General features: G+C 36.1%; 23 protein-coding genes. All 23 read right to left on the bottom strand.

Annotation, left to right across the window (positions count from 1 at the left end; all coding sequences use genetic code 11):
- Positions 1–14: 14 nt before the first annotated feature.
- Positions 15–875 (bottom strand): DUF1672 family protein, encoded by an 861-nt coding sequence (locus tag HCJ45_RS05935; RefSeq protein WP_187124228.1) that lies wholly within the window; start codon positions 873–875, stop codon positions 15–17.
- Positions 876–1,574: 699 nt separating this feature from the next.
- Positions 1,575–1,973 (bottom strand): hypothetical protein, encoded by a 399-nt coding sequence (locus HCJ45_RS05930; RefSeq protein ID WP_187124227.1) that lies wholly within the window; start codon positions 1,971–1,973, stop codon positions 1,575–1,577.
- 310 nt (positions 1,974–2,283) lie between these two features.
- Positions 2,284–2,562 (bottom strand): hypothetical protein, encoded by a 279-nt coding sequence (locus HCJ45_RS05925; protein WP_187124226.1) that lies wholly within the window; start codon positions 2,560–2,562, stop codon positions 2,284–2,286.
- 202 nt (positions 2,563–2,764) lie between these two features.
- Entirely contained in the window at positions 2,765–4,741 is a 1,977-nt protein-coding gene (locus HCJ45_RS05920) for an SA1320 family protein (RefSeq protein WP_187124225.1), read from the bottom strand.
- A 19-nt stretch (positions 4,742–4,760) separates the two neighbouring features.
- Positions 4,761–5,630: a DUF1672 family protein gene (locus tag HCJ45_RS05915; RefSeq protein ID WP_185380445.1), complete on the bottom strand. Its 870-nt coding sequence runs from the start codon at positions 5,628–5,630 to the stop codon at positions 4,761–4,763.
- 24 nt (positions 5,631–5,654) lie between these two features.
- A complete protein-coding gene (essC, locus tag HCJ45_RS05910) occupies positions 5,655–10,145 on the bottom strand; it encodes a type VII secretion protein EssC (protein ID WP_185380444.1) in 4,491 nt (1,496 codons plus the stop codon).
- 13 nt (positions 10,146–10,158) lie between these two features.
- A complete protein-coding gene (gene essB, locus HCJ45_RS05905; RefSeq protein WP_185380443.1) occupies positions 10,159–11,355 on the bottom strand; it encodes a type VII secretion protein EssB in 1,197 nt (398 codons plus the stop codon).
- A 21-nt stretch (positions 11,356–11,376) separates the two neighbouring features.
- Positions 11,377–11,628: an EsaB/YukD family protein gene (locus HCJ45_RS05900; protein ID WP_003718141.1), complete on the bottom strand. Its 252-nt coding sequence runs from the start codon at positions 11,626–11,628 to the stop codon at positions 11,377–11,379.
- A 17-nt stretch (positions 11,629–11,645) separates the two neighbouring features.
- Positions 11,646–12,155, bottom strand: coding sequence for a type VII secretion protein EssA (gene essA, locus HCJ45_RS05895; protein WP_185344373.1), 510 nt, complete (start codon positions 12,153–12,155; stop codon positions 11,646–11,648).
- Positions 12,145–15,420 carry a type VII secretion protein EsaA gene (esaA, locus tag HCJ45_RS05890; RefSeq protein WP_185380442.1) on the bottom strand — a complete coding sequence of 1,092 codons (3,276 nt, stop codon included), beginning with the start codon at positions 15,418–15,420 and terminating at the stop codon, positions 12,145–12,147. The genes essA and esaA overlap by 11 nt, the downstream gene beginning before the upstream one ends.
- A gap of 145 nt (positions 15,421–15,565) precedes the next feature.
- Positions 15,566–15,859, bottom strand: coding sequence for a WXG100 family type VII secretion target (locus HCJ45_RS05885; protein WP_003718138.1), 294 nt, complete (start codon positions 15,857–15,859; stop codon positions 15,566–15,568).
- A 320-nt stretch (positions 15,860–16,179) separates the two neighbouring features.
- Positions 16,180–17,472: an adenylosuccinate synthase gene (locus tag HCJ45_RS05880; protein ID WP_185344367.1), complete on the bottom strand. Its 1,293-nt coding sequence runs from the start codon at positions 17,470–17,472 to the stop codon at positions 16,180–16,182.
- 258 nt (positions 17,473–17,730) lie between these two features.
- Complete coding sequence (dnaB, locus tag HCJ45_RS05875) at positions 17,731–19,083, bottom strand: replicative DNA helicase (RefSeq protein ID WP_185344365.1); 1,353 nt, start codon at positions 19,081–19,083, stop codon at positions 17,731–17,733.
- A gap of 25 nt (positions 19,084–19,108) precedes the next feature.
- Positions 19,109–19,555, bottom strand: a complete 447-nt coding sequence (gene rplI / locus HCJ45_RS05870; protein ID WP_185344363.1) for a 50S ribosomal protein L9 — start codon at positions 19,553–19,555, stop codon at positions 19,109–19,111.
- Positions 19,556–19,557: 2 nt separating this feature from the next.
- Positions 19,558–21,531, bottom strand: coding sequence for a cyclic-di-AMP phosphodiesterase PdeA (pdeA, locus tag HCJ45_RS05865; protein ID WP_185344361.1), 1,974 nt, complete (start codon positions 21,529–21,531; stop codon positions 19,558–19,560).
- 166 nt (positions 21,532–21,697) lie between these two features.
- On the bottom strand, positions 21,698–22,426 hold the full coding sequence (locus HCJ45_RS05860) for a LytR/AlgR family response regulator transcription factor (RefSeq protein ID WP_185380441.1): 729 nt from the start codon (positions 22,424–22,426) through the stop codon (positions 21,698–21,700).
- Between the two features lie 18 nt (positions 22,427–22,444).
- Positions 22,445–23,740 carry a sensor histidine kinase gene (locus HCJ45_RS05855; protein WP_185344357.1) on the bottom strand — a complete coding sequence of 432 codons (1,296 nt, stop codon included), beginning with the start codon at positions 23,738–23,740 and terminating at the stop codon, positions 22,445–22,447.
- 95 nt (positions 23,741–23,835) lie between these two features.
- Positions 23,836–23,997 (bottom strand): cyclic lactone autoinducer peptide, encoded by a 162-nt coding sequence (locus HCJ45_RS05850; protein WP_185344355.1) that lies wholly within the window; start codon positions 23,995–23,997, stop codon positions 23,836–23,838.
- Positions 23,981–24,595 carry an accessory gene regulator ArgB-like protein gene (locus HCJ45_RS05845; protein ID WP_185344354.1) on the bottom strand — a complete coding sequence of 205 codons (615 nt, stop codon included), beginning with the start codon at positions 24,593–24,595 and terminating at the stop codon, positions 23,981–23,983. The genes HCJ45_RS05850 and HCJ45_RS05845 overlap by 17 nt, the downstream gene beginning before the upstream one ends.
- 254 nt (positions 24,596–24,849) lie before the next feature.
- Entirely contained in the window at positions 24,850–25,464 is a 615-nt protein-coding gene (locus tag HCJ45_RS05840) for a PepSY domain-containing protein (RefSeq protein ID WP_185395699.1), read from the bottom strand.
- 154 nt (positions 25,465–25,618) lie between these two features.
- A complete protein-coding gene (gene rpsR / locus HCJ45_RS05835; protein WP_003721669.1) occupies positions 25,619–25,858 on the bottom strand; it encodes a 30S ribosomal protein S18 in 240 nt (79 codons plus the stop codon).
- Between the two features lie 43 nt (positions 25,859–25,901).
- Positions 25,902–26,441, bottom strand: coding sequence for a single-stranded DNA-binding protein (gene ssb / locus HCJ45_RS05830; RefSeq protein ID WP_185344350.1), 540 nt, complete (start codon positions 26,439–26,441; stop codon positions 25,902–25,904).
- Between the two features lie 56 nt (positions 26,442–26,497).
- Positions 26,498–26,791 (bottom strand): 30S ribosomal protein S6, encoded by a 294-nt coding sequence (rpsF, locus tag HCJ45_RS05825; protein ID WP_003718123.1) that lies wholly within the window; start codon positions 26,789–26,791, stop codon positions 26,498–26,500.
- Positions 26,792–26,854 lie beyond the last annotated feature (63 nt).

Below are 26,854 nucleotides of genomic sequence, written 5' to 3'. Positions count from 1 at the left end.
GTCTGGTCTCCCTTTTATTTAATAATTTCTTCCACATCTACGTTTTCTCCATCGGGTAAACCGACGCGATTCACAATTAAATTCTTATAGAGTGTCACCACATAATTCCCTTTAGGCAACCCTGTCTCTTGTCTGATTTCTTCAGCTAAATCATCTGCTACCTTTTGTTTAGGTAGTTTATTTTCTTTAGAATAAAATTCCATTGCAATTTCCATTTTTTCATTTAATGGGTCATCCTTTAAAAATAAATTTTTCAGCTCATCTACTGGAATTTCTGGATTTTCTATATAGGCATTATAAACATTGGGATAATCCAAGGCGCCTATAGCAATAAAATAATATTCTTCTGCATAACCCACTGATGCGGTTTTATCGATAGCCTCATCTCTCATCCCCAGCAAATCATTTTCCTTCGCTATGTTTTCAGCAAATGCATCCAAATGCTGAAATTCTGCCTCATATGCTTTTGCGTATAATCCGCCTACAATCGCTTTTTCTACTTCTCCTTCTTCACTTCTTGCGCTTCCAACATCGTCTTTATTAAGAACTAGGCTCACTATTACAGAGGTATGAAATTGAATAGATTCCTCACACTCCACCATCACAACTGCCGCATTTCTCGCTGGAACCACGTTATTCACTTTCACATCTGTTTTATAGGTTGTTTTCATATAATTGATCGCTTCTTGTTTAATTTCTTCCTCATGTTTTTTCACTCGTTCAGCTGACTTGTCTCCGTCCACAAATGAAAACCCTTGCCCCACGTAATCTTGTACGGGTGTGGTTCCTTCTTGTGCTTTTTCTTCTGCCGTTTTATTGAAACAACCTCCTAGTAACAATAAGATTGCGAACGAGCCTATCAATATTTTTTTCATCGGTTCTCCTATCTTTTTGTTGTTTTTTTCACATGTCAATATATTCCGTTACATTTTTTCTACTTTTTTGAATTTCCCCCATCTTTTGTTGCCTATTCTACAATGGTGTACTTAATATTTTTCAAATGAATAGCAACATCTTCTGGATTGATTTTTATCCGCTTCTCTTCATTTGAACAGTCTAATTCATCTAATGTAGTATCATAAAATCAATAATCGCCCAGTAGTAAGGGGACTGAGTTATCTAAAATTAGTTGATTTGTATTATCATATTTATTATCTTGCTCATACACTTTCAAAGTTTCGTCATTTATATAATCTACTTCAGGAGGCATTTTAACTTCCTCTCTAACCTTTAGTAATAACCTAGCACGAATTTTTTAGGTTGCTTGGTTTTATGCGAGGATTATGATACTAAACTCTTTTCATTCAAAGTATTATTAGGTTGGTATGTTTTTTGGGATGAAAACAAGGAAGATTTTACTCATTTTAGCTACTTTTCCATCCACTAAAAACAATCTGAGAGTCATTCTTTCCCCTCAGATTATTTCCTCTTATCTAGATTTTTCTATGTATAGCTTCTGTTCTTCATTCGGTCTTCTTAAAACTATTTTATGCCATTTTCATTGAAAGTCCCTCGAGTACATGGAACCATTCAATGAAAATGGCGCTCGCTAATACTTCTAATATTTAGGACATTTAATTTGTCGTGCTATTTTTTCCACTTGTAGAAATTGGTTTTATCACATAGTAATTTTGGATAAAATATACAATCACACCTAAAATCCCTACTAATGCTATAACACTCACAATTGGATTATTTAAAAAGAATGATAAAACTAGTAAAAAGATTACGCCAATAAAGGATAAGATAGACTTAGGATTGGTTTGGATTTCTACGGTTTCTCCAGCATTTACTTTCACTGTCTTGCTTCCAAAAAACCACTGATTCGCACTTATTTCAGCGGAATCCCCCTGTATTTCTAGTGCTATCTCTTCCTTGTGTTTTAACGATTTTACTTTTTGTTTATCTAGTTTTAACGATATTTTACTTGCTGCTCCCATTGCTCCCGTATTTCTTTTTACACCAATTTTCATCTTCTCTGCCTCTTTCTATTTTTATAGTAGTATCACTGTGAGCCATTATCTTGCTGTTTAAAAGCATATTTCTTTATGTCTGGCTGACGAATAAATTAATCTTCCACTTTCCCCAAAAACATATTTTCTATCTGCAACTGTCCATCTTTCCTATTGTTTCATATGAAAATAGAGCTCATCTGGTTTTTTTATACGCCCCATTACAGCTTTGTCATAGAGCTAATTTTATGGACTTTTTGATACTCCTTATATTCTTCAGCTTTATTTCGAAAAGAATATCTGTATCAAAATTATTTATGAGCACGGAATACTACTTGTTTTTTTCATTCAATTCTTTGATAAACGCAGGTAGCGATTTTTTGTTTATTTTGGTTAAATAAAGTTTGTCTTTGTTAGGTTTTTTCTTGGGATTACTAAGGTCTTGGTGTCCCGTAAAATAAGCGTCACCATCAGAGGTTAACACCATTTGCTTGGCTATGTTATTGTCAAACGCTGCAAACACTTGTCCTTGGAATAAATCATAGAAAAACCCATTAGCCATGATAAACTTATCTCGATATTTCGCTTGCCCATAAGCTAATTTTTTCAAACCAGTATCACTTATTTGATAAAAACGAGATAGGGATATATTTTATACTCCTGTACCTCACTATACCTACTGTTCTTCATGTTAAAAACACTTATACTACTTCCTTATTATAACGTAGGCTGATTATTTCACTAATCAACCTACAAATTACTTATTTCTAAAATATATCTAAATTCCACTGACTATTTTTTAATAAAACCCATTAAACAATTATGCTCCCTCGTTTAATTTGCTCTAATAAAACATTCATATTCTCTACAACTTTCATAGCTAACTTATCTAGCGTAGATATAGCAGCTGACTTATTGCCACTTAATTGATACTTTATATCTCCAAAAATTATTTCTGCACTATTAAATATATTAAAAGCTGCCTTATTTAACAGAATAACATTTTGAAATTTTGTTCCATCAAATAGAGCTGTATCAATATATGGACGATAGGCCGTTAAAACATTTGGTACATTAGATTTCATATCATTAACTGCACTTCCCACCCCTTTTACCATGATTTTCAATTCTTGGAGGTTTTTGATACTTTCTTTAAGATCTTCTCGTGCTTGATTATCTATATCCGTGAAAGGGATACGAACTAACGAAAAACCAACCTGAATATCTTTTAGGCATTTGATAGCTGATTTAATTACTTCCACCAATTGATTAGCTACACTGTGAATAGAGTCTAAGGCTGGGGTTAATAATTGTGTTGTTTTTGTAGAAAAATCTTTAAAATTCTTATCCAACATTTTTTGTTTTTTCCCCATGCCATCTTTCAATGCTTTAGATTCCTCCAAAACATAAGATTCCGTTGCCGGTGGAGCTCCTACACTTTGAACTTTTTGCGTTGCAGTCAGTAGTTTATCTGCTTTTTTTAATTCCTCAGATACATAGGAAACTTGAGAGCTGAAAGTCAAGACTTGCTTAACTACAATATCTTTATTAGAATCCAATACTTTATAATGTTCTTTTAACTCAGCTACCATAGCATCGCTAAAAAACTGACTATCAATTCCTTCAAATAATTCTGGCACTGCTTGAAGTTTGATTTTCGATACTTGATCCATAGCCTCTTCCATTCTTATTCCAAGATCCCAAACTAGGAGCGGTATATCTAACAAGAAACCTCCAATATTAAAGAAACTACCTGAAACTACATCTAATATTTCCCCTAAAATTGGTGAAGTTCTAACTTTCTGGACAACATCTAGTGCCGCAAAACACACTGGACTCGCTTTTTCAAGTTGATCACGGAGTTCTGAATAATTAGACAAGGAAGTCATGATTTTACCAAATTCCCCTTCTCCTAGTAAATCATCAAAAGTTTTTTGTAAACTGGTTGTCCGATTATCTAAATTCGCTCCTTCTGTCTCCACCTCGTCAACCGCAGTATCTAAATAAAATTGACCTGTATGAATTTGTTCTATCATATTTGTTCGTAAACTATTCGCCAAAATATTGACATTTTCTGGATTTATATCTATTTTCTGCCCTTTTTGACCCGCCAGAATCTGTCCACTCCAAACACCCACAGGTAAATAGGCATCCGCTTCAATTGTAATTTCTTTACCATTAACAGTAATTGTATTATCACTATAACCCACATGATTAGAAATCATCTGATCCATCCATGGTACATTATTTTGAAGAATGCGAGATTCTCCTGGAAGACGGTCTCCATAACCCATTCCTCGCTCGCCCAAAGTTAACGGGTCATACTCACTTAAATAATTAGTAATTCGAGGATTGTTTTTATCGTAGTCTCCCTCAGGTAGGATAGCAGGGTTATACGTAACACTTCTTATATCATCATTGTTAGAAGCTACATAATTAGCTAAACCACCACCTAAAGAATTACCGGAGACATTTTTAATATCGTATTTTTGGCTTTCTTTTTTGTATGCTTGGTTTGCTGCTTTTAGTTGGGCACTTGGAACGGACCCAGGGAGTGTTCCGTCCGTGATGATGTCTTTTCCTCCCTGTGTGCCTTCAAATACCATGCTAAGCTCGCCCGTTTGTGTATTTTCTACGACCATGTAGTCGAGACCGGATGCGGTGTTGTATTCGCCTTCTTTGACTCTATAACTTGTACCATTAACCTTCAAAGAAGTATTCACATCTGGATGTTTGTATACCCATTTTCCACTCATTTCAATTAAATCTATATCTGGTGTTTTTATCATATGTTTTCTGCACTTCCTTTTATTTAATGATATCCTCTACGTCTACATGCTTTCCATCCGATAAGCCCACACGATTTATAATATGATTCTTAAATATGGAAGTTACATAATTTCCTTTAGGCAATCCTTCTTCTTTTCTGGTCTCTCTAGCCAAATTATCTGCTACCTTTTGTTTAGGAAGTTTATTTTCTTTAGAAAAAAACTTCATTGGTATTAATATATTTTTGCTTGTGGGATCATCCTTTGCAAACAGTATCTTTAATTCCTCTGCTGAAATATCTTGATTTTCTAAATAAGCATTATAAACAGTTGGGTAATCTGAAGCGAATATTGAAAGAAAATAGTAATTACTTGTATAACCTTCGGATGCGGTTTTATCGATAGCTTCATCTCTCATCCCCAGCAAATCATATTCCTTCGCTATTTTTTCAGCAAATGCATCCAAATGCTGAAATTCTGCCTCATATGCTTTTGCGTATAATCCGCCTACAATCGCTTTTTCTACTTCTCCTTCTTCACTTCTTGCGCTTCCAACATCGTCTTTATTAAGAACTAGGCTCACTACTACAGAAGTATGGAATTGAATAGGTTCCTCGCACTCTACCATCACCACTGCCGCATTTCTCGCTGGAACCACATTATTCACTTTCACATCTGTTTTATAGGTTGTTTTCATATAATTGATTGCTTCTTGTTTAATTTCTTCCTCATGTTTTTTCACTCGTTCAGCTGACTTGTCTCCGTCCACAAACGAAAAGCCTTGACCCACGTAATCTTGTACGGGTGTGGTTCCTTCTTGTGCTTTTTCTTGCTCTGTTTTCTCATTCATATTGAAACAACCTCCTAGTATTAGTAAACTTCCTATCAAACCTATCAGTATTTTCTTCATCGGTTCTCCCATCTGCTTCTTTTTTTATTCTTTTGGAATCTTGAGTTTTTCTGCGGCTCCTTCTAACAGTATATATAGCTCTTGTGGTGCTAGTGGTTTTTCTTGTGTCATTCTAATTGTTGGGCTGTAAATTGCTTGATCTGCAAATCTCGCACCTAGTAGTACTTGTTTTGAACCACGAATGGCATCACCAATTGGGCTATATTCTTTTGCCATACTTCCCAAGTCATTTCCTATAATGAATTGTATACCCATTTTACCATCTGTTTTCAACAGCTCTAGTAGTTGTTTCTGCGTGTCTGTCGATAATTGATTATACAGCTGGACGGTCGCATAGATTATAACAACCGTGGATGGTACATTTTCAAAATATTTTTCTTTTGTTAGTGTATTATTGGACCGTAATTCAGCTAGGTATGCTTGTTCTGAAACTTTAAATGATTCATAAAGCAAACCGATTTTACTTTCTACTCGTTCACTATTGGTAATATATGTGAGCGACAGTTCTTTTAGCTTCATTAAATCCATAGATGGAGTATCCAAAACAACTAATTCTCTTAAATCTTTTTTGACAAGCATTTGACTACTATTTGCGATAATTTGATGTACCATCTCATTAGTTGGCATGATCACTGCTAAATTATGTTGTTCTAATGAAGCACCTACCGGACTCGCAAATTCATACTCTAGTCCGATTGGAAGAATAGCTTTCTTTTCAAGCATTTTTTGTGTTTCTATATGATTGGTAAAATGCGTGAAGCTTAGTGTTTCTGGAACCATCGGAATGCTTTGTGGTCCTACTCCTGTCCAAGCTTTCATCATTCTTTCGGCTTCATCCTGATTATTCTTGATTATCTCGATTGCTTCTTTCCCCGTGTTCGGAAGTGCCATTTGGAATAAGGTCGGCTCTTCCACTTTGATTAATCCTCTACCTGGGATTTCCTCAATTGTGTAGTCACTTCTACCAACAATACTGCTTATCGCATTTTTATCATTCAAATGTAAAGCGATTTGTGTTTTAATATTGGAAAGTAATTGTAATCGCATGGCATTTTGGTTATTAGCTGTAATCATCAAATGAATTCCTAAGCTAGCTCCTTCTCTCGCAACCTGTGTAATCACAGGTTCGAGATGTACCACGAATTCATCTACTTCTCTTATTGCATCATAATTATCAATAACTAGTAGAATGATGGGTTTTTTGTCGTTACTAATCTCTTCATACATTTTTAAACTAGCCACGCTAAATTTACTTAATAATTGTTTTCGCTCTTTAATTTCTCTGCTCAGTAATCTCACTAGTTTTAATGTTTTCTCCATCTCATCAATGGAGAATGTATCCGCTACATGTGGTAATCCTTTTAGTGAAAGTAAACCGTTAGTACCAAAATCTAGTAAATACGTATGCAAATTTTCTGGCGTATTTTTTCTAGCTAAATCAAAAATTACTGTTTGCATAAAAGTAGATTTCCCGAAGCCAGGACTAGCATATACAGCTAAATGACCATTCTTCTCCAAGTTCCATTTAAGCGTGTTTTGTGCTTGTAGCTGAGGTTGATCAAGTACCCCTAGAACTAATTCTAAATCTTTCTCTTCTTTCAACCAATTCTTTTCAAAGTCAATAGAACTAATATCTTCTAAAGGTATCCGTTCTTCCAAAGGTGGCAACCAAGGTCTCGGCAATGCCTCAATTCCCGCAGCTTCCGTATACGCATGAATATGATCAATTACCGCATCCAGCTCGCTCGGTAGTTTCGTCAGATCATCTTTCTTATCCAATCCACTCAAGTCTTCTGTCAAAATGTCGTACTGACCTAAATCATTGATCGCATAAATCGTTGTATCTATATAATCTGTACTTTCTTTATCCGGCACATAATCCGCACCACTCCACGCACTTTGGAATAGCTCGTAAATTTCGTTATTACCGACTTGTAAATACGAACGTCCTGGCAACGTGATTTCTGCTGCATCTGGTGTTTTTAAGATTTCGTTGGAGTCGCTCGCATTTTGTACTTTCAAGGCGAGTTTAAATTTCGAGTTGGACCAGATTTGATCATCTACTACGCCGCTTGGTTTTTGGGTTGCTAAGATTAAGTGGATACCAAGCGAACGACCAATACGTGCGGTCGAAACGAGTTCTTTCATAAATTCTGGTTGTTCGGATTTTAATTCAGCAAACTCATCAGAAATAAGGAATAAATGTGGCATTGGCTCGCTCGCCTTGCCTTGTTTGTATAGTTTTTGGTATTGGTTGATATGGTTTACATCGTGCTCACCAAATAACCGTTGCCTTTTCTGCAATTCGGCTTTGATGGAAGCAAGTGCACGCATGGACTGCGCGCCGTCTAAGTTCGTGATGGTTCCAAGTAAATGCGGCATATCTTTAAATAAGTTCGCCATTCCGCCACCTTTGTAGTCAATAAGCAGGAATGCGACTTCATAGGGGTGGAAATTGACGCCAAGTGAAATAATATAGGATTGAATAATTTCTGATTTACCAGAACCAGTCGTCCCAGCTACCAAGCCATGCGGTCCGTGTGCTTTTTCATGTAAATTAAGCTGCACGATATCGTCTTTTCCGCGAAGACCTAGTGGTACAGCAAGGCTCTTATAAGTTTCATTTTTTGCCCAGCGTCCAGCAATATTTAATTCCTCCACGCGTTCTACCCCGTACATTTCAAGGAAAGTAACGGACTCTGGAATCGAGTTTTTCAAGTTTTGTAAATGGTTGAGTGGCGCCAAAGCTCGGCTAATGACTTCTTTGTCAAAATCAGCAGGCAAATGGTCTGGTACGAATGCACGATTGACTAAATCGCCTTGCTCCAAAATAATGTTTCCGCTTTTGGCATCACGAATATCCACGACAGTTTTCACGTGTTCTGGCAGGCTTTCCATGACGTCTTGTACGAAAACTAACGAAACACCTAATTCGCTTGGATCTTCATTGAAAAATTCCATGACTGTATGATCTAAAATTAACTTTTCATCAGTAATTAACACCACATAATGCGGGCTAAAGTATAATTGTTCTTGTTTACTTGATTGTTCTGCTAGCGCTTGTTTACGCTCTTTTAAAATTTGATAAAGGGAATTAAGTACTTGGTCACGAGAGCGCTCATGATAAACAAAGCCACGAACATTCACATCACGCATGTTGGCATGTGGCAACCAGCGCATCCAGTCCCAATCTGCTTTTTCTTCTTCTGGAAAAATCGTAATAAATTGTAAATCATAATAACTATGGAAAAGCGATGTTTGCATCACTAACATTTGTAGTTGTTCCAGCACTAAACGACGTGGCCCGATATAGCCGACTGGACCATGCATTAGGTCTGTCGCTACAGGAACATCGTCAATAGATAAATATTGTCCTTTAATTTTTACAGCTTCTTCAATAAGTTCGTCTTTATCTTGACTAAATTCTTCTTGTTGAAAATCTACTTGAAAACTACTTGATTCCCCGCCACGACCAACACGGAATGTTAAGAAGTCATGATGGAACATGGTTTTTTCATAAATTCGCGAATCAACACGCAATGCCATTTTTTCTAGTTCTGTTACATCAGGATAATGGTAAGTTAGCGCATGACGTTGTTTTTCACTTGTTTCATGGAGTTCCTTTGTTTTGCGTTTTAAATAAAGGTCATAGCTTTCAATTCTTTGTTTAGTGTCGACTTTATATTTTTTACGTGATTTTATATAGTTGATAATTGCCATTGTAATAGTTACTGCTGACATCGCAATGGTCATGATGATATATAATCCGCGAGGCTGGAAAATGGATATTAAAACAGTAATTGCAACCATAATAAGCGGTGGCAAAATAATTTTAATTAAGCCGTCTGTCGGTTTGGAAGGTTTGCTGGACGGTTTTGCCATGCTAATTTTTTCTTCCGGAGCACGGTAAATAATCCGCGGCGAGCGGTGATAATCTGGATAGTCTTCTCCAAATGAATTATCCGCAGCAAATAATGGCGCTAATTTGCTTGTCACGCGATTTTTTGCAGCCAACACAATAATATCGTCTTTTCCAATGGTAATCGTCACACCGTCCGTATAAAGCTGATCACCCGGTTCTAATGTGCACTTCCCTGTCACCAATGCAAAATTATGATAAATTTCTCCCGTCAAAACTTGTAACTCAAAAAGCGCTGACTTTTCATCACGTAGTAGTAAGAAATCTGATTTAGTATCATCTATTGTGACATCATTCTCTGTCCCCGCTCCAAATGTGATAGAAAGATTAGATACGACATCATAAACTTGTGTAGACAAGTCTTGGCAAAGGTAAAATGCTAATTTATCTACATTAACTGCTTCATTCACTTTGAGCGCAGTCGACCCGGCATTCCAAGATTCTTCATTATATTTAACTTCGATAGATTCCGCTAGTTCCGGATAAGTAATTTCGTGTTCCATGGTATTGCCGATTGTTACTATTTTTTCAGGGGACAAGCGTTGTTTATGGCATTGTTGCCCGTTACTAACAATTAATAAAGCCTCTCTATTCATGATTCATTCTCCCTTATTTTGCTTCTGTATTTGTTGATGCGTCTGTTTCACTTGCTTGTTCGTTCAGTTGGTCACTATATTCTTTCAAACTATCATCTAGTTTTTTCAGTTTATCAACTTTTTCATCGCCACTCATTTTTGTATCACTTTGCACTTGTTCGATTTGTTTCGTCAAGCTGTACATCGCAAGTGTCGGATCATCAAGAAGTTTGGCAGTATCTAGTGATTGGTTAAATTCACCACGACCATTATAAATCCAGTAAAGTAAATTCTTTTCATCTGATTTCAAGCTAATTGTACGCATAATATTTTCTTTCTTTTTGTCACTCATTTTTTCGCCATTTACGTAGGAATATGCTAATTCGTACTGGACAGATTGTGGCATTTTATCTGGTTCTACATCTTCTAAGCCAGTAATAACTTTATCGTAGTCGGTTTTCAGGAAATTCTCATTAGCTGTAAGCAAATCATTTTGAAGGGGTACTTTAACAAATGCAAAGTAGCTTACAGGAATTGCTAATAGTACAGCAACAATAATAAACCCAACAGCCAAGCCTCTGAATGTTCCGTATTTTTTCTTTGGTACACGTGCCATATTTTTTTGAACGGATTTACTTTCTTTTACATAAGCTTCTTCTAAAATCGCAGCAATATCTTGAATCGATTTCGCATCCAAAATACTTTTTTCAAAATGAGAGCCACGCGCACTGTTTAACGAACCATTATACAAATTATCAAAGCTATATTTTTTAGAAAACATGGCAATTACAAAACATTGATACTGTTTAAAGAGTGTTTCTTCACTTAGTTCGTACGGCGGTAAAATATTTTTAATACCTCTGTGAACTATCTTCGGGACTAAATTTATATCAAAAATAATATTATCCGGGTGCAAAAAGAAAGTATAGCGCGTATTTAGCAACTCACTTAAATCTGCAATATTTTTTAGTGCGCGTAATTTGTCTTCCCGTTCCATCTTTTTAATTTGCTCAAACCCATATGTATGCTTATCAATATCATAAGAAATGGTGTAAGAGTCACTATCACTTGTAATCTTGGCAGGTACGAAATGAGCAGCTGGTTTTTCTAATAGTTCCAGTTGTCCCACTTCTTTGGCATGTGTTTTGGATATTGGAAAAGTAACGCTCCAAACTAAATCCTCATAAGTAAAATCGTATGTTGTTCCGTCCATTTCAGTTGTTTTATTCATCAATTTCATTCTCCTTTTTTTCTATAAAATTTCTAAAATATCGCCGTCAGCAATTTGAAAATTAGTTAGTTTATCATCATCGCTTAGTAGTATTGCTTTGTTTGTCGTTTTTATGGTGCATTTCGATACATCTTTATACTCAATCTTTAGTGTTTCCGCCAAATTAATAATGAGTGCTTTAATTGGTTGATGGACGGGGATTCGCAGGTCATATTTACCTGCGCCCCAATTCGTAAAGTCAACTGTTACATTCATATGTGTATCTTTAGCCATTCTCATTTCCCCGCTTTCTATTCGAACACATTTCGCGCAGCCACATAAATTCCACCTGCTAATGCTATCAGTGTTCCTGCAATCGCTCCGCCAACCGTTTTCTGCTTTGTTTTTTGTGTTTCTTCTGCTGAATTCATTACTTTTACATCAGCCGTCTCATCTGCTGCGGTTGAATAATTATCCGTAAATAGTTTTTCTTTTGTTGTTTGAACAGTTTTCCCAGCAGCAGGCTCTTCTTCAAAAAGTGAGTCCTTAATTTTTTCATACTCCGCTTTTTCTGTTGCTTTTTGTTTCTTTATTTTCTTATCCATTTCATCTGTAAAAAGTGGTAGCCCGCTTTTATCAAGCTCCGTTTCTTGTGTATCTTTTAGTTCTTTCTTTTTTTCTTCTGCTGTTTTTTGTAGTCGATCGGTTTTAATGTCTAATTTTCCGTTGTTTTCGAGATAGCTATCCGATTCTGCTGCAAGCGCTCCTGGAGCAAATGCGAAACAAACTAAAAGAAGTAAAACTGCTACTTTAAATTTCATCTGATTGCTCCTCCTCTTCTTCATTTTTAGAACGATGCCATACAAATAAGTTAAGTGCTGTAAACAAGACAGCTGCACCGATTAAACTATACACAATTACGATGTAGTCTTGCTCCATACTTATAACACCATTCAGCAGCTGCTCCATATATTGTAATGGGGAATAATTTCTAAATGTCGCAAAAACAGACTCATTATCAATGTTAAGTCCAACTGCATCTGTTAAGAATAAATATAGACTTAAAATCAACAAGATAATCGACATACCGATCATATTCAATTGACGTAAAAGATAGGAAAATCCTAATACTAGTGTCAACATAATTAATACACATAACCCTATCCATAAGAACATACCGATATTTCCAATTTCGATTATATATCCTGAAACAGCGCCAACAATTAATCCTTCAATAAGCGCTACACCGGCTGTTAGGAATGTAATTGGAATGTTTTTAAAGACAATGGACATTTCTTTTTCAAAATCATTTAATTGCACTCGTTTCTTCTCTTGATGCGATATAACATAACTAGTGAAAATTGCCAAGATAGTACAAATCAAGATAATAAAGTATGGTATTGATTTGTCTCCCGCAACAATAGTCCCAGCATTCATTTTATCCACTGGATTACTTAAGAAACTATATAGATTTTCGTTCTGTCTATCGCCAACTCGACTATTGTCCATGACTTTTGCAAAGTTCTTTTGGAAAGTTTGATCATCTTTTAGTTTTTCTTCTAAGTCATCTGATAAATTTGCTGCTTCTGATACGAGCGTTTCTCCACTTTTTTGGATACCCTTTGCCTCATTATCAATCGCATCAAAAGTTTTATAAACCACTTCCGCAGATTTCAAATTACCTTCCGAAGTTCCTGCTAGCGACTCACTTTCTGCAAGCAAACTAGCAAACTCAGAGTCTAGTTGCAGTGCAATCGTTCCTTCTTCGTTTGATTTCTCTACAACAACATCATTTTGATCGATTAATTCATTGCTTGCGGTTCTCCATGATTCAAGGTTTTCAAGCGTTAGCGCTAAGTTTGTATTTAAGTTGACAGCTTCCTGACTTGTCTCCGTTAGCCTTGCAGTAACGTCTTCTGATCTATTTGCCGCCTCGGCCATCACTGATTTATAATCTGTAATTCGCTGTTCAAAAGCTTTTATCTCTTTCGTGTAATCTGCTACAAAGCGATCTGTTGTTAGATTAACAAAACTACCTATAATATCTTCTTTATTAAAAATGTAGTAATAGGAAGTAGTCTTAGCAACATTTTCCAACGTAACACCTGATTGACTGAAATCTGGCATTCTCTCTGAATTATTCGCATCTATTCCGTAAAACAAATCAAACAGTACTTGTAATTTGTAGTAATCTTTTACCGTATTAGCTATTGCTTTCACTGATGACTGAGTTTCGCTAAGATATGTTGGCTCAATTACATTAATAGGCTCAACTTCTTTTCTAACTTTAGTATCTTCATCTGGCGTTTCAGTCCCGGAATCCGGATCAGTACCATCATCTGGATTAGTACCGTCGTCTGGATTAGTACCATCACCTGTTTCAGTATCTTCGGTTGGAATTACTGGAAGCTCATTCGAATCTTGTTTTTCGTATTGTTGTAAGGTCGCATTCCAGTTCACAGCTCCAGAAAGAGGAACTGTTTGACCCTCATTTAGTTTCGCGAGTCCAGTTATTTTGATGTCCACCGGGTTCGTTGAGGCTGGTAAAGTTAATTTTATTCCATTAGCTCCATACGGCTCCTGCGTAACTAACTCCGATTGTCCTTCTGCGCTTATCGTACAAACAACATTACTAAATGAAAATCTCTCATCTAAAGTAAGGAATATTTCCGATGTATACTCACTCGCTGGTAAAGTGTATGCTGTACTTTCTAATGCTATTCCGTTATTTTTCAGATTATTGATTGTGTTACTTTTAATCGTGTCTGTCGGTAGCGGTTTTTCGTCTGTTTTAAACTGGAAATCTTCACCAAATGCGCTTCGATGGCCATAGTAATATTCTTTAGATAGCTCTATTACATTTTTGTACATCGCTTCATCTAATCCAAGTTCCGCTAATTGCTGCGAGTTATAGGTTGGTAAAGCTTTGATGGCTTTTACAAGTCGTTTGTTAAAACCATCATTTATATCTTCTCCAGTCAAATCTTTTAAATCTATTTCATTTAATTCTTCTGAGTACTCATTTGTTTGTAAAATCCGCAATAAGTCATTATAAACGGCTGTTCGAAAATCGTCATTTAGCGTTCCGTTAATTTCCGCATCCAGCGCATCAATTCTCGCATTTACATCTGCAATATAGTTTTGTAAACCTTGTGTTTGGGACAAAAGTGTATTGCTATCATTTAAGACTTGAAATTCCGTTGTCATTTGATCGTTTGCTTGTTCTAATGCTGCTGTCTGATTTCTAATATCATCCGCCGAAAGTGAACCATCAAATTTGTGCAAGTCTTCTGTAAAACTTTCTGCAAACGGAACATTGTCTTCTTGAGTTTTTACGAAAGCGTCCATATTCTTCATATATTCTGCATTTTCTTTTTTAGAATTATTTAAGCTTTCTTCAAATTCTTTCATAATATCCTGGAAACCTTGGAAGCTCTCTTTGGATGTCCCAGTGTAGTCCTGTACGGTTTTAAATTGCTTTGTATAATTCGATAGCGGGTTATTTACGTCTTCATCATAAACACCATTATATTCTTTTTCTGCTTTAACTAACGTACCAATATTATCCTGCGCTTCTTGTAAGGTTGTTAGAATGCTCGCAAAATAAACATCAATTATACGTTTGTTGAAATCTTCCAATACATTAGCTGCTGTTTTCTCAGCCTCTGCTTTCAAATCGCTATTCCCTACATCATTTACTTTGTAGCTAATTGTCACTTTTTCTGGGTTATCGGACGTCATTGATAATGCTTTTTCAGAAAAGTCACTTGGAATAACAATCATCATATTGTATACATCTCGTTTTAAGCCACTTTCTGCAACTCCGCGACTTACAACGTACCATTCATGTTGATCATCTTTTTCAATACTTTTAACAAATTGATTTCCAAATTCTACTTGTTTTCCTTGGAACTTGTCACCTTGGTCCTCATTCACAAGGGCAATCGTCATCTTATGTGCTTTTTCTACTCCATCTTCATCTGCCTCTTTTTTTGTCCCTTGATTTAAGGCTAAATAGGTAATCCCCGCCGATAAAAAAATCGCCAAGACTAAAAAGAGTAAAATACTCCATTTTACTTTCTTCATTCATGTCCCACTCCCGCTGTGCTATTTTTATATAAATACCATTGGAGGTATCTGCTTTCTATTTTAGAAAAAGCCATGCAAAAAACTGCATGGCTTTTCGTAAAGCATCAAACTATTTTGTATGTATGCTCTACTCTTGTTGATTTTAGAATCCAAAGTTTTGAGAAAGTTGTTGATCATGCTCTTCAACTGCATTAGCTGTTTTCTCAAGTTGAGCATTAATTTGATCCATTAGGTTCGCAAATTCCGTTACTTTTGGTCTTAATTGTTCAAACTGCTCATCAAAACGAGCAAAAGCTTGACCTTCCCATTCGCTTCGAAGTTGCTCTTGTAATTGGCTCAAACGGCTTAAAATATCTTCAATGTCTCTACCACTTTGACCATAAGTCTTAGCACGATCACGTAGCTCGCTTGGACTCATACGAATTTGACCTGACATTCACTTCATCTCCTCTATTATCTATTGTGAATTAGATATCACTATCAAATTATATCATAAATTCACAATCTAAAATGTGACAATAAAATGAATAAAACGCCTTATTTTCCTTGTAAATCTGTATATTTATATAGGGCTCCATTTATCAAAAAGAGGTTTTTTTCACATATTTATTTACGATACTTTGTTTTTTATCTTTTTGTTATATAAAACGATAAAAAATACATATTTTAAAAGTCTGTTTTTTATAGCACTTTTTTCCGTTAACTTATCAAAAAACTCCTTGAGGAATATCCCCAAGGAGTTCTATTAATTCTATTTTAAGCTAAACGCCACACGCTATTTACAACATGTGTTTGAGAGCGATCTGGACCTACAGAAAACATTGAAACTTGTACACCAGTAAGTTGCGCAATACGCTCCATATAATGGCGGCAGTTCGCTGGTAGTTCATCCAAAGAGCTAACACCTGTAATATCTTCTGTCCAACCTGGTAATTCTTCATAAACAGGTTCACAACGAGCCAAATCTTTTAAGCTTGCTGGAAATTCTGTTATTGTTTTTCCGTCTAATTTGTATGCAACACAGATTTTAAGTGTTTCAATTCCTGTAAGCACATCTAATAGTGTCAGTGATAAATCAGTTAAGCCACTCACACGACGGGCGTGACGAACAACAACACTATCAAACCAACCAACACGACGCGGACGACCAGTAGTTGTTCCGTATTCACGACCAACTTCACGAATATTATCACCAACCGCATCAAATAATTCAGTTGGGAATGGACCATCACCAACACGAGTTGTATAAGCTTTTGCTACACCAACTACATGGTTAATTTTCGATGGACCTACTCCACTACCAATTGTAACACCACCGGCGATTGGGTTACTTGAAGTTACAAATGGATAGGTTCCTTGGTCGATATCAAGCATAACTCCTTGCGCACCTTCAAATAAGACACGTTTCCCATCATCAAGTGCATCATTTAAAACGACAGACGTATCGCAAACATAGTCTTTAAATTGTTGACCATATTCGTAGTACTCTTCCAAAATATCTTCTAATTTAAAGCCTTTTAGTTCATAAAAACGTTCTAATAAACGATTTTTTTCACCAAGGTTATGCTCTAATTTTTCTTTAAAAGTTTCTTTATCTAATAAATCAATAATTCGAATCCCAACACGAGCTGCCTTATCCATATATGCTGGACCGATTCCTTTTTTCGTTGTACCGATTTTATTAGCGCCTTTGCGTTCTTCATCAGCTTCATCAATGCGAATGTGATACGGTAAAATAATATGCGCACGGTTAGAAATACGCAAATTAGAAGTATCCACGCCTTTATCATGAAGATATTTTAACTCCTCCACTAAAGCCTTTGGATCAACAACCATACCGTTACCAATCACACTAATTTTTTCTTTGTAAAAAATACCAGATGGAATTAAGTGTAATTTATACGTTTCGCCATCAAATTTAATGGTATGACCCGCATTGTTTCCGCCTTGATATCTAGCAATCGCTTCTGCATTCTCGGAAAGAAAATCTGTAATCTTCCCTTTTCCTTCATCGCCCCACTGTGTTCCTACTACAACAACTGAAGACATTTAAACACCTCATTTAATTGGTCTTTGATAGCTATGACTTTCTCACAGCCCCTTCATTTTCCACTATACATTGTACCGTTTGCTACTAAAATAGTCAATGGATTTACGAACATTGATTTGTAAGCAAAATTTATCGTTCGCTTTTTTAAACATTTTAAATCAATTTCAATGCTTGTTCTTAAAAATTAGCCTCTTTTTTACACAAAATAAAAACCTTGGAGACTCCAATATCGATTAGAATTTCACAAGGTTTTTGTATTAAGCCATGGCGTCATCATACCGCACTTCTAAATTCACAAACTTATTATATTCTTTTACAAAGGCTAACTTCACATCACCAACTGGACCATTACGCTGTTTTGCAATAATAATCTCAATAGTGCCATCATTTTCGCCTTCCCGGTCATAATAATCTTCCCGGTATAAAAAGGCAACAATATCAGCATCTTGCTCAATCGAACCAGATTCACGAATATCTGACATCATTGGTCGTTTATCTTGGCGTTGCTCTACGCTACGAGATAACTGCGAAAGTGCAATAACTGGTACTTCGAGTTCCCGAGCTAATGCTTTTAGCGACCGTGAAATCTCAGAAACTTCTTGTTGTCTATTTTCTCCGCCACGACCACTTCCGGCAATTAGCTGCAAGTAGTCAATGACGATCATGCCAAGACCCGCCTCTTGTTTTAAACGACGACATTTGGAACGTATCTCATTTACACGAACACCCGGGGTATCATCAATATAAATTCCCGAATTAGAAAGGGTTCCCATTGCAATGGTCAGCTTCTGCCAATCTTCACTAGTCAAAGCTCCTGTCCGCAAGTTCTGTGCATTAATATTCCCTTCTGCACAGAGCATCCGCATAACAAGTTGTTCCGCACCCATTTCGAGACTGAAAATCGCCACATTCTCATCTGTTTTGGTCGCCACATTTTGAGCAATATTTAACGCAAAGGCTGTTTTACCTACAGAGGGACGCGCTGCTACGATGATTAAGTCATTGCGCTGGAATCCTGCTGTCATTTTATCAAGCTCGTTAAATCCAGTTGGAATTCCAGTAATGTCTCCTTTACGATTATGCAGAATTTCAATGTCATCATAGGTTTTAACCAAGACATCTTTAATATTCTTGAAGGCGCCGACATTTTTTCGTTGTGACACTTCCAAGATACTCTTTTCCGCCTCGTCCATCAGCATATCCAGCTCGTCTTCGCGTGAATAGCCGTCTGTAGCAATTTGGGTCGCCGTTCGAATTAAACGCCTCAAAAGCGCCTTGTCCTCGATTATATGCGCATAGTATTCCAAGTTTGCCGCGGTTGGCACAGCTCCGGATAACTCGGTCAAATAAGGTAAACCACCTACATCTTCCAAATTACCCTTCGCAGCAAGTGCCTCATAAACGGTTAATACGTCGACAGCCTTCCCATGGTCATTCAAATCAAGCATCGTTTCAAAAATCAATTGATGACCAGTTCGATAAAAATCATCCGGCATTAAAATTTCAGAAGCAGTAATCAGTGCATTAGGCTCAAGAAATATCGCGCCCAGTACAGCTTGTTCAGCTTCAATATTTTGTGGTGGTGTTCTGTCCTGGAAATTATTATCCACTGTCTTACGCTCCCTTAAGAAAAAATTATTCTTCACCAACGTGTACATCAAGTGTTGCTGTTACTTCATGGTGTAGTTTTACAGGGACTTTCGTATGTCCTAAAGCGCGAATAGCTTCCGGCAAGTCCATCTTACGTTTATCTATTTTAATACCATGTGTTTTTTCAAGCGCTTGAGCAATTTGTTTCGATGTAATGGAACCAAACAATCTGCCACCTTCACCGGATTTCGCTTTTAATTCCACTGTTAATTTTTCCATTTTTTCTTTTAACGCTTTTGCTTCAGCTAGTTCCTCTGCCGCTAATTTATCTTCTTTTTTCTTTTGAGCAGAAAGTGTACTTAAAGCTCCTGCGCTCGCCTCGACAGCATAGCCATTTTTAATTAAAAAATTGTTTGCATAACCATCAGCAACATTTTTTGTTTCTCCTTTTTTACCTTTACCTTTTACGTCTTTCAAGAAAATAACTTTCATAATTATGTTTCTCCCTTCCAATACGCATCAATGGCGCTGATTAATTGTTTTTCTGCTTCTGCAATTGTAACATCTTTTAGCTGTGTGGCTGCATTGGATAAATGACCGCCACCGCCGAGTTTTTCCATAATGACTTGCACATTGATTTGTCCAAGCGACCTTGCACTAATACCGATTAATTTATCTGGACGTAGTGTAATAACAAAAGATGCTTGTACACCTTCCATTGAAAGCATCGTGTCTGCTGCCTGTGCTGCAATCACCGTGCCAAATTCTTCCTCTTCATGTCCAGCCGCAATCGCCATACCATCATGATAAACCTTTAGCGACTCTACCAAACGGCTACGCTGCGTGAACGTCGTAATATCTTCTTTTAAAAATTGCTGCACTAAAATCGTATCCGCCCCAAGTGACCGTAAATAACTTGCCGCATCAAACGTTCTTGATCCCGTTCGTAGCGTAAAGTTCTTCGTATCAACAACAATTCCAGATAATAGCGCAGTTGCCTCGATTTTCCCAACTTGCTCTAAATCAGGTTGATACTCAAATAGCTCTGTAATCAGTTCTGCTGTAGACGAAGCATACGGTTCAATGTACACAAGCACCGGATTACCAACAAACTCTTCCGAACGACGATGATGGTCAACTACAACTACATTCGTTGCGGAATCAAGCAACTCTTTATTAATGACCATTGAAGGCTTATGCGTATCTACTACAACAAGCAAGCTCTTCTCGGTAATATTTTCAAGCGCAACTTGTGGTGTAACAATATTTTTAATTACATTGGGATATTCCTCAATTTCATTCATAAGTCGTTTCACATCTGGACTCATTTTGCCAGGTTCAACGACCACATAAGCATTCCGATCGTTCATCTCTGCAATTCGCATTACACCTAGACTTGATCCGATTACATCCATATCCGGATAGCGATGCCCCATAACAAAAACTTGATCGCTTTGATTGATTAGTTCTTGTAACGCCTGTGAAATAACACGCGCACGAACACGAGTCCGTTTTTCCATCGGGTTTGTTTTGCCTCCATAGAAGCGCACTTTCCCTTCTGGCTGCTTAATAACCACTTGATCTCCGCCACGCCCTAAAGCAAGATCCAAGCTAGACTGCGCTAAATCAGCAAGTTTAATCAAATCTTCTTCTTTATAACCAATCCCAATACTTAACGTCAGTGGAATATTTTGTTTCGAGGTACGTTCCCGAATTCGGTCTAAAATTTGAAATTTCTCTTCCTCCAACTTTTTTAACATTTCTTCTGTTAAAAAGGCCATAAAACGGTCTGTAGAAATTCGTTTTAAATAAATCCGATGTTCACGAGCCCAGTTTGTCAGCATTGATGTCACCAAATTATTGAGTGCACTGCGACGTCTATCATCCATTCCTTGCGCCCATTCATCATAGTTATCAAGGAAAATAACAGCAAACACCGATTTATTCGCTTGGAATTTTTTATTCAGCTCATAATATTCTGTTCGATCATATAAATATAAAATTCGCTCTTTACGCTTCACGATTGTGTCGAACCTATGTTCACGCCAAGCTATCGACATAATACCATCATCATCATTTCCAGTAATTACGTCTAAAAATTCTGGCCCTACTTCTTCCAAAGACTCCCCAATTAATTCGGTCTTATCGAAGTATTTAGACATAAACGGATTTACCCATTCAATTCTGTAATGTTCATCATACAGCAATATCCCCATTGGCATTTCTACAAGCGCTTCTTCTTCACTGCGTTTAATCCGGTACGTTAGGTTAGAAACATACTTTTGAACATCCTCATTCAGCCGATATTCAAAGTAAAACATCGCCACTGTGAGAATAATTCCACCAACTATAATTAAAGCAGATAACCACCAGGAAAAAAAGAACGTGATTATGCTCAAAATAACTGTCGCCGCAATCAGACCGTATAAAGGATATTTAAGCATTCTTTTTTGAAAATAGCCTGACATTTCATCCAGCTCCCCATTTTTTTACATACCTTTTGTCTGAATTTAAGTATCTATATCATAACATAAACCTTACTAACAATTCACCACTATTATTTTACCTATAAATTCCTATTTCTTCAAACCCAAGCACACTTTTAGACAAAAAAAGCGACCCAATAGGCCACTTTTATAAACTTAAGCTCTTAATCAACTTAGATGAGGCATAACAATTTTCGCCATTAGACATCTTAACGACTCCTTTTGTTGCATCTAACTCATGAATATTTTTCTTATTTACAATGTAGGAACGATGACATCGATAAAACGACTCGTCTAACATTTTTTCAATACTTTTCAGCTTCCCGTAAAACTCTACTTGACGATTTTTGCCATGTAAAATTACTTTATGAATCGTAGGTGCTGTCTCAAAAAACAAAATATCATCTAATAGTTCATGAATAATCTTTTTATCCGAAACTTTAAATGTAAAATACTTTTTCATATCTTGATTGTTTGAGATGCGCTCCCCAGCCTGTTTCATACAAGCCAAGACGCGTTCATGTAGTGTATCAATATCATCTTTTATTATATAATCAAGCGCTTCTACTTTATATGTGAATGTCATATAGCTAAGTTCTGCATGGGTTGTAATAAAAATAATAAAACCACGCGGATCAAATTTTCGGATTTCTTGCGCTAGTTCGAAGCCATTCATATCTGGTTGCCCTAAATCAATATCTAAGAAATATAGCCCCATCCCTTGGTGACTAGGCATTCGTGATACTAACTCAAACGGATCTCCTGTTGAAAGTTCCAACTTCATATCAAAATGTTCAACCATAATATAGTCTTCAATATATTTCGTTAGCCTTTCTCTTTGCATTCTGTTATCTTCACAAATAAAAATCGGTAGCATAAAATCATCCCCATTCTTCTACATAATTTCTAGTTCTTGAATAACTTCTCTATTTGTCACTCTCGTATCTAAAGTAACGTGTGAATATTTCTGCATAATTTCACGCAAACTAGCAAGTCCCAAACCACGACCTTCTCCTTTGGTGGAGAAACCCTCTTCAAATATTTTATAAATGGGTGGCATATTGTTTGGCAAACTGTTAGCAAACACGATTAACATGCTTTCATCTTTTTTAACAAATGCAATTCGAATTACTGGATTTTCACAGGTTAATGCTGCTTCAACGGCGTTATCTAACAAAATTCCGACTGCTTTACACAAATCAATGCTGTCCATCGCAATTTTATTTATTGGTTCCACAACTTCCAAAATCGCATCAATTTTCAACTCTTGCGCTCGAATCAGTTTAACCGCTAAAAGCCCTTTAAGTTCCATAACATGAATATTTTGAAGCAAAGAAATCTTATAGTTATTTGATTCAATGGTTTTATTTATAGGTACAATATTATTTTCAAAGTAAAACTTCAAGCCTTGCATATCATTATTATCAATATATCCTACAAGTGTTGAAAGAATATTTACATAATCATGCCGAAAAACTCTCATTTCCCTATGCAAGGATTCCAGTGTTGAAACGTAATCCTGCAACTGTTCAAGCTGCTCTTTTTGGTTTTGTACTTTTAATTCATTAGTCGCTGTTTTAATCACAACTGCCACAATAACAATTAGCAAAATAGTATATCCCGTAAAAATCAAGGTATTCGTTTTCAAAATAGTGCTATCGTATCCAGCTATAGAACCAGCATATATATTCATATAAAACGCTAACACGGTAAGTGCTACAATCGCCAAAATGATATAGGCATATTTCCGATGTTCTGCAAATCTTGTAATGTTAATTTTACCAATTAGTTTTCTTAGTATATATGAAAGCACCAACAAATTAGCAAGCATCCCTACACAATATATTAATGTTGGTAGTAATTCATTGAATATGTCTTCGTATTTAAAGTTCAAACCAGGCACTAAAACAAAACCAACGATGGAATCACTAATGGTAAGCAATATAATAACAATAAGCGTGATGGAGGCAGAAGAAACAATGTTCTTATTTTTCCAATACAATGCACTTACAAAAATTAGCGCCACGAAGATCATCGACCAATATTGAACTAATGTAAATAAAGGGAAGGCTAGCATAGCAATTGCCACGGTAACCAATCCCTCTTTCATTGAAAATACTTTGTTCGTTAAAATCTGTATAGCTATAAAAATACCCGCTATCTGTATAAATGCCATCAAAATACTAAACATATTGGTCCTCCACTGTCTTATAAATCTTATGTTTAAATATGTAATTTGCTCTCTTTTTATTTTAGCATGAATTTTGATGTTATACAGTTCTAAATTTATTTATTTTCGTTTTTTTCTTGCATTTTTACGAATGGACTTTTTGGTTCATATACAAACATAAAACATGCTTTACTCATAGAAGAATCCGCAACTTTCATGGATTGTTCTTCTAACTTTTTAGAAAGGAATCTTCCAACTGTTTTATTCATATTTTTCATAGTTCCGATACCTCCTTCTCAATAGTTTGTAAGTTATTGGATTAATACTAACTACCTGATACATAGAGCCTATCATGATTAATGTTTTCATCTCTGCGAATGGTATAAGTAACGTGATTCCCGTTAAGATCAGTGTTCCTATCATCGCTTTTCTTTTTAATTTTTTTCGGTGTTCTTTACCGATTAACGGCAAACTCTCGGTGTCTGCCGGAGCGAATAAAAACATGTTGAGTAGTATAAACGCGAATGTGCCTAAAACAATCCAATTATTAGAAAGTATATTTTGAAAAACCAATGGTGTGAGCACAAACATTGCTAAGCTCATTATTGTACAATTCAATGTTTTGGTCGCATGCAGTCCAAATGAATACCGTCTAAGCCATAAATACGACAAATGCACTGTCATTGTTTGCAGTAAAACCCCTGTAAGTAGAGCCATACCGTATACGATAGCAAACTTCATGACATTAATTAAAATTATTTCCAGCCCATATTTTACTTTTAAATACCCTTCTTCATCGTCTTTCCAGCGATCTTTCGAAATCAAAACATCTGCTATACGTTCGGACAAAGGTACTTTTGCAGTAAAATTACTCAACTAATTCACCTCCACTAATATTTTACAACGAATTTACTCATAATAACCAAAAATGTAATGAAATGTCCGATTCTTGTCATGAACGACTAAAAAATGGCAAAATCAGCATTTTTTAGAATACAATTCAGAATTTTCAAATGAGTAAAAAGATATAGTATCAGGGCTTAATCTCCTATATTAATATATAATTTTAGTGTCGATTTTTACAAAAAAACAGCCTGTAAAATAATAATTACAGGCTGTTTTCATATCTATTAGTCGTCTTGTTCTGTTTGAAGAACATCTAATGTTTTTGCATTTAGTTTGATTTCATATTTATTGTTGTCTTGTCTTACTGTTACTTCATAATAAGTTGTATCTAATTCTCTTTCAATAGTCCAACTTGTTACTTCGCCAGCTTGCTCACTAACCGCTTTGTCCATTGCTTCTTTTGGCGTTTTAATACCATCTAAGTCAAGTTTTTCATTAGCTTTTTCAACTCCACCGGCATCTTCCCCATCAAGACGATCCGTTTCGTCACTTAGCTGCTCTTTTGTTTCTGCGTTAAATTTCATTTCGTATTCATTATCATCTGAAATACCGTCCACTGTGTACACATATTTTCCTAGATTTTTTTCTAATTCTATACTAGAAATTTCTGCATCACTATGTTTTTCTTTAAAAGCATTTACTGCATCTTCATAACTCATATCAAAATCTTTGTTTTGCAAGTTTTCTGTTGAACTACTATCATTACTGCTACTTTTACTTGTCTCTCCGCTACTATTGCTATTATTTGAAGATGTACCTTTATCATCATTAAAACTACATGCTGACAAGGCCCCTACTAATAATACTGCTACTCCTACTGTTGCTAATTTTTTATACATATTTGTTTCCCCCTGTGCGTTTTATAATTTCTATAACAAGAATAACATGAACTTTTGTCACAAACGTCCTTCTTAAGTCTTAAATTTAATTGTCTTAAGGTCTATTTTTATAAGAAAATAGCCTAGAAACGAGTTCTAGACTGTTAAATTTAACTTATTTTTCTTCAGCAACAAATGGTAATAAAGCCATTTGGCGTGAGCGTTTAATAGCAACAGTAAGTTTACGTTGATATTTAGCGCTTGTTCCAGTTACACGACGAGGTAAAATTTTACCACGTTCGGAAACGAATTTTTTAAGAAGTTCTACATCTTTATAGTCGATATGCGTAATACCATTGGAAGTAAAGTAACATACTTTTTTCCGACGGCGTCCGCCTCTGCGTCCTCCAGCCATTGAAAATTCCTCCTATCTTAAAGTTCAAACCGCTAAAATGATTTTAGAATGGTAAATCGTCATCAGAAATGTCGATTGGCTTACCATCACTTGCAAAAGGATCATTATTAGTGGATTGATAATTTTGATTTTGAGATTGTTGCTGGTCCTGTCCGAATCCACCGTTATTAGTAGTCGCTTGCCCGAAGTTATTTCCGCCGTTATTATAATTATTGTTGTTATTATTGCCGCCTTGATAGTTATTTCCGCCACCGCCATTAGAATTACGCGGTTCAAGGAATTGTACACTCTCAGCTACAATTTCTGTTACATAAACACGTTTGCCGTCGTTTCCTTCGTAATTACGAGTTTGAACGCGGCCATCAACACCTGCCATGCTTCCCTTCTTCAGGAAATTAGCAACGTTTTCTGCTGGTTTACGCCAAACAACACAATTAATAAAGTCAGCTTCTCGTTCCCCCTGTTGGTTAGTGAACGTACGATTTACAGCTAATGTAAAAGTCGCAACAGCCACGCCAGCCGGAGTATAACGTAATTCAGGATCTTTCGTTAAACGTCCTACAAGTACAACACGATTCATCATGCAAAACCAACCTCCTCTCGTTTAGTAAATCAAGGCCTCAAACCTTGAATAAATTCTTAAGCTTCTTCTTTAATTACCATGTGACGAACGATATCATCAGAAATTTTTGCTAAACGGTCAAATTCGTTGATAGAATCTGCTTTATCAGCATTTAATTTCACGATGTGGTAAAAACCGTCACGATAGTCATTGATTTCATATGCTAATCGACGTTTACCCCATTCTTTTGATTCGATGATCTCCGCGCCATTTTCAGTTAAGATTCCGTCAAAGCGTTCAACAACAGCTTTTTTCTCATCTTCTTCAATATTAGGGCGAATAATGTACATAATTTCGTACTTTCTAGCCATCTACTCTACACCTCCTTGTGGTCTTAAGCGGCTCTGATAAGATATGAAAACATACCATATCCT

The sequence above is a fragment of the Listeria immobilis genome, assembly GCF_014322845.1.
Lineage (GTDB): Bacteria > Bacillota > Bacilli > Lactobacillales > Listeriaceae > Listeria > Listeria immobilis.
Note: the sequence above shows the minus strand (reverse complement) of the source record. Positions and strands in the feature narration are given on the sequence as shown.

What these genes read in the sequence shown, in the direction of transcription:
- HCJ45_RS05930 (WP_187124227.1), bottom strand. Translation starts at nt 1,973, where the DNA reads ATGAAAATTGGTGTAAAAAGAAATACGGGAGCAATGGGAGCAGCAAGT.
- rplI (WP_185344363.1), bottom strand. Translation starts at nt 19,555, where the DNA reads ATGAAAGTTATTTTCTTGAAAGACGTAAAAGGTAAAGGTAAAAAAGGA.
- essA (WP_185344373.1), bottom strand. Translation starts at nt 12,155, where the DNA reads ATGAAATTTAAAGTAGCAGTTTTACTTCTTTTAGTTTGTTTCGCATTT.
- HCJ45_RS05880 (WP_185344367.1), bottom strand. Translation starts at nt 17,472, where the DNA reads ATGTCTTCAGTTGTTGTAGTAGGAACACAGTGGGGCGATGAAGGAAAA.
- HCJ45_RS05840 (WP_185395699.1), bottom strand. Translation starts at nt 25,464, where the DNA reads ATGTATAAAAAATTAGCAACAGTAGGAGTAGCAGTATTATTAGTAGGG.
- HCJ45_RS05860 (WP_185380441.1), bottom strand. Translation starts at nt 22,426, where the DNA reads ATGCTACCGATTTTTATTTGTGAAGATAACAGAATGCAAAGAGAAAGG.
- HCJ45_RS05915 (WP_185380445.1), bottom strand. Translation starts at nt 5,630, where the DNA reads ATGAAGAAAATACTGATAGGTTTGATAGGAAGTTTACTAATACTAGGA.
- HCJ45_RS05900 (WP_003718141.1), bottom strand. Translation starts at nt 11,628, where the DNA reads ATGGCTAAAGATACACATATGAATGTAACAGTTGACTTTACGAATTGG.
- rpsF (WP_003718123.1), bottom strand. Translation starts at nt 26,791, where the DNA reads ATGGCTAGAAAGTACGAAATTATGTACATTATTCGCCCTAATATTGAA.
- essB (WP_185380443.1), bottom strand. Translation starts at nt 11,355, where the DNA reads ATGAATAAAACAACTGAAATGGACGGAACAACATACGATTTTACTTAT.
- HCJ45_RS05935 (WP_187124228.1), bottom strand. Translation starts at nt 875, where the DNA reads ATGAAAAAAATATTGATAGGCTCGTTCGCAATCTTATTGTTACTAGGA.
- esaA (WP_185380442.1), bottom strand. Translation starts at nt 15,420, where the DNA reads ATGAAGAAAGTAAAATGGAGTATTTTACTCTTTTTAGTCTTGGCGATT.
- essC (WP_185380444.1), bottom strand. Translation starts at nt 10,145, where the DNA reads ATGAATAGAGAGGCTTTATTAATTGTTAGTAACGGGCAACAATGCCAT.
- ssb (WP_185344350.1), bottom strand. Translation starts at nt 26,441, where the DNA reads ATGATGAATCGTGTTGTACTTGTAGGACGTTTAACGAAAGATCCTGAA.
- HCJ45_RS05920 (WP_187124225.1), bottom strand. Translation starts at nt 4,741, where the DNA reads ATGATAAAAACACCAGATATAGATTTAATTGAAATGAGTGGAAAATGG.
- HCJ45_RS05850 (WP_185344355.1), bottom strand. Translation starts at nt 23,997, where the DNA reads ATGAAAAATATGAATAAAACAGTTGGAAGATTCCTTTCTAAAAAGTTA.
- HCJ45_RS05885 (WP_003718138.1), bottom strand. Translation starts at nt 15,859, where the DNA reads ATGTCAGGTCAAATTCGTATGAGTCCAAGCGAGCTACGTGATCGTGCT.
- rpsR (WP_003721669.1), bottom strand. Translation starts at nt 25,858, where the DNA reads ATGGCTGGAGGACGCAGAGGCGGACGCCGTCGGAAAAAAGTATGTTAC.
- pdeA (WP_185344361.1), bottom strand. Translation starts at nt 21,531, where the DNA reads ATGTCAGGCTATTTTCAAAAAAGAATGCTTAAATATCCTTTATACGGT.
- HCJ45_RS05855 (WP_185344357.1), bottom strand. Translation starts at nt 23,740, where the DNA reads ATGTTTAGTATTTTGATGGCATTTATACAGATAGCGGGTATTTTTATA.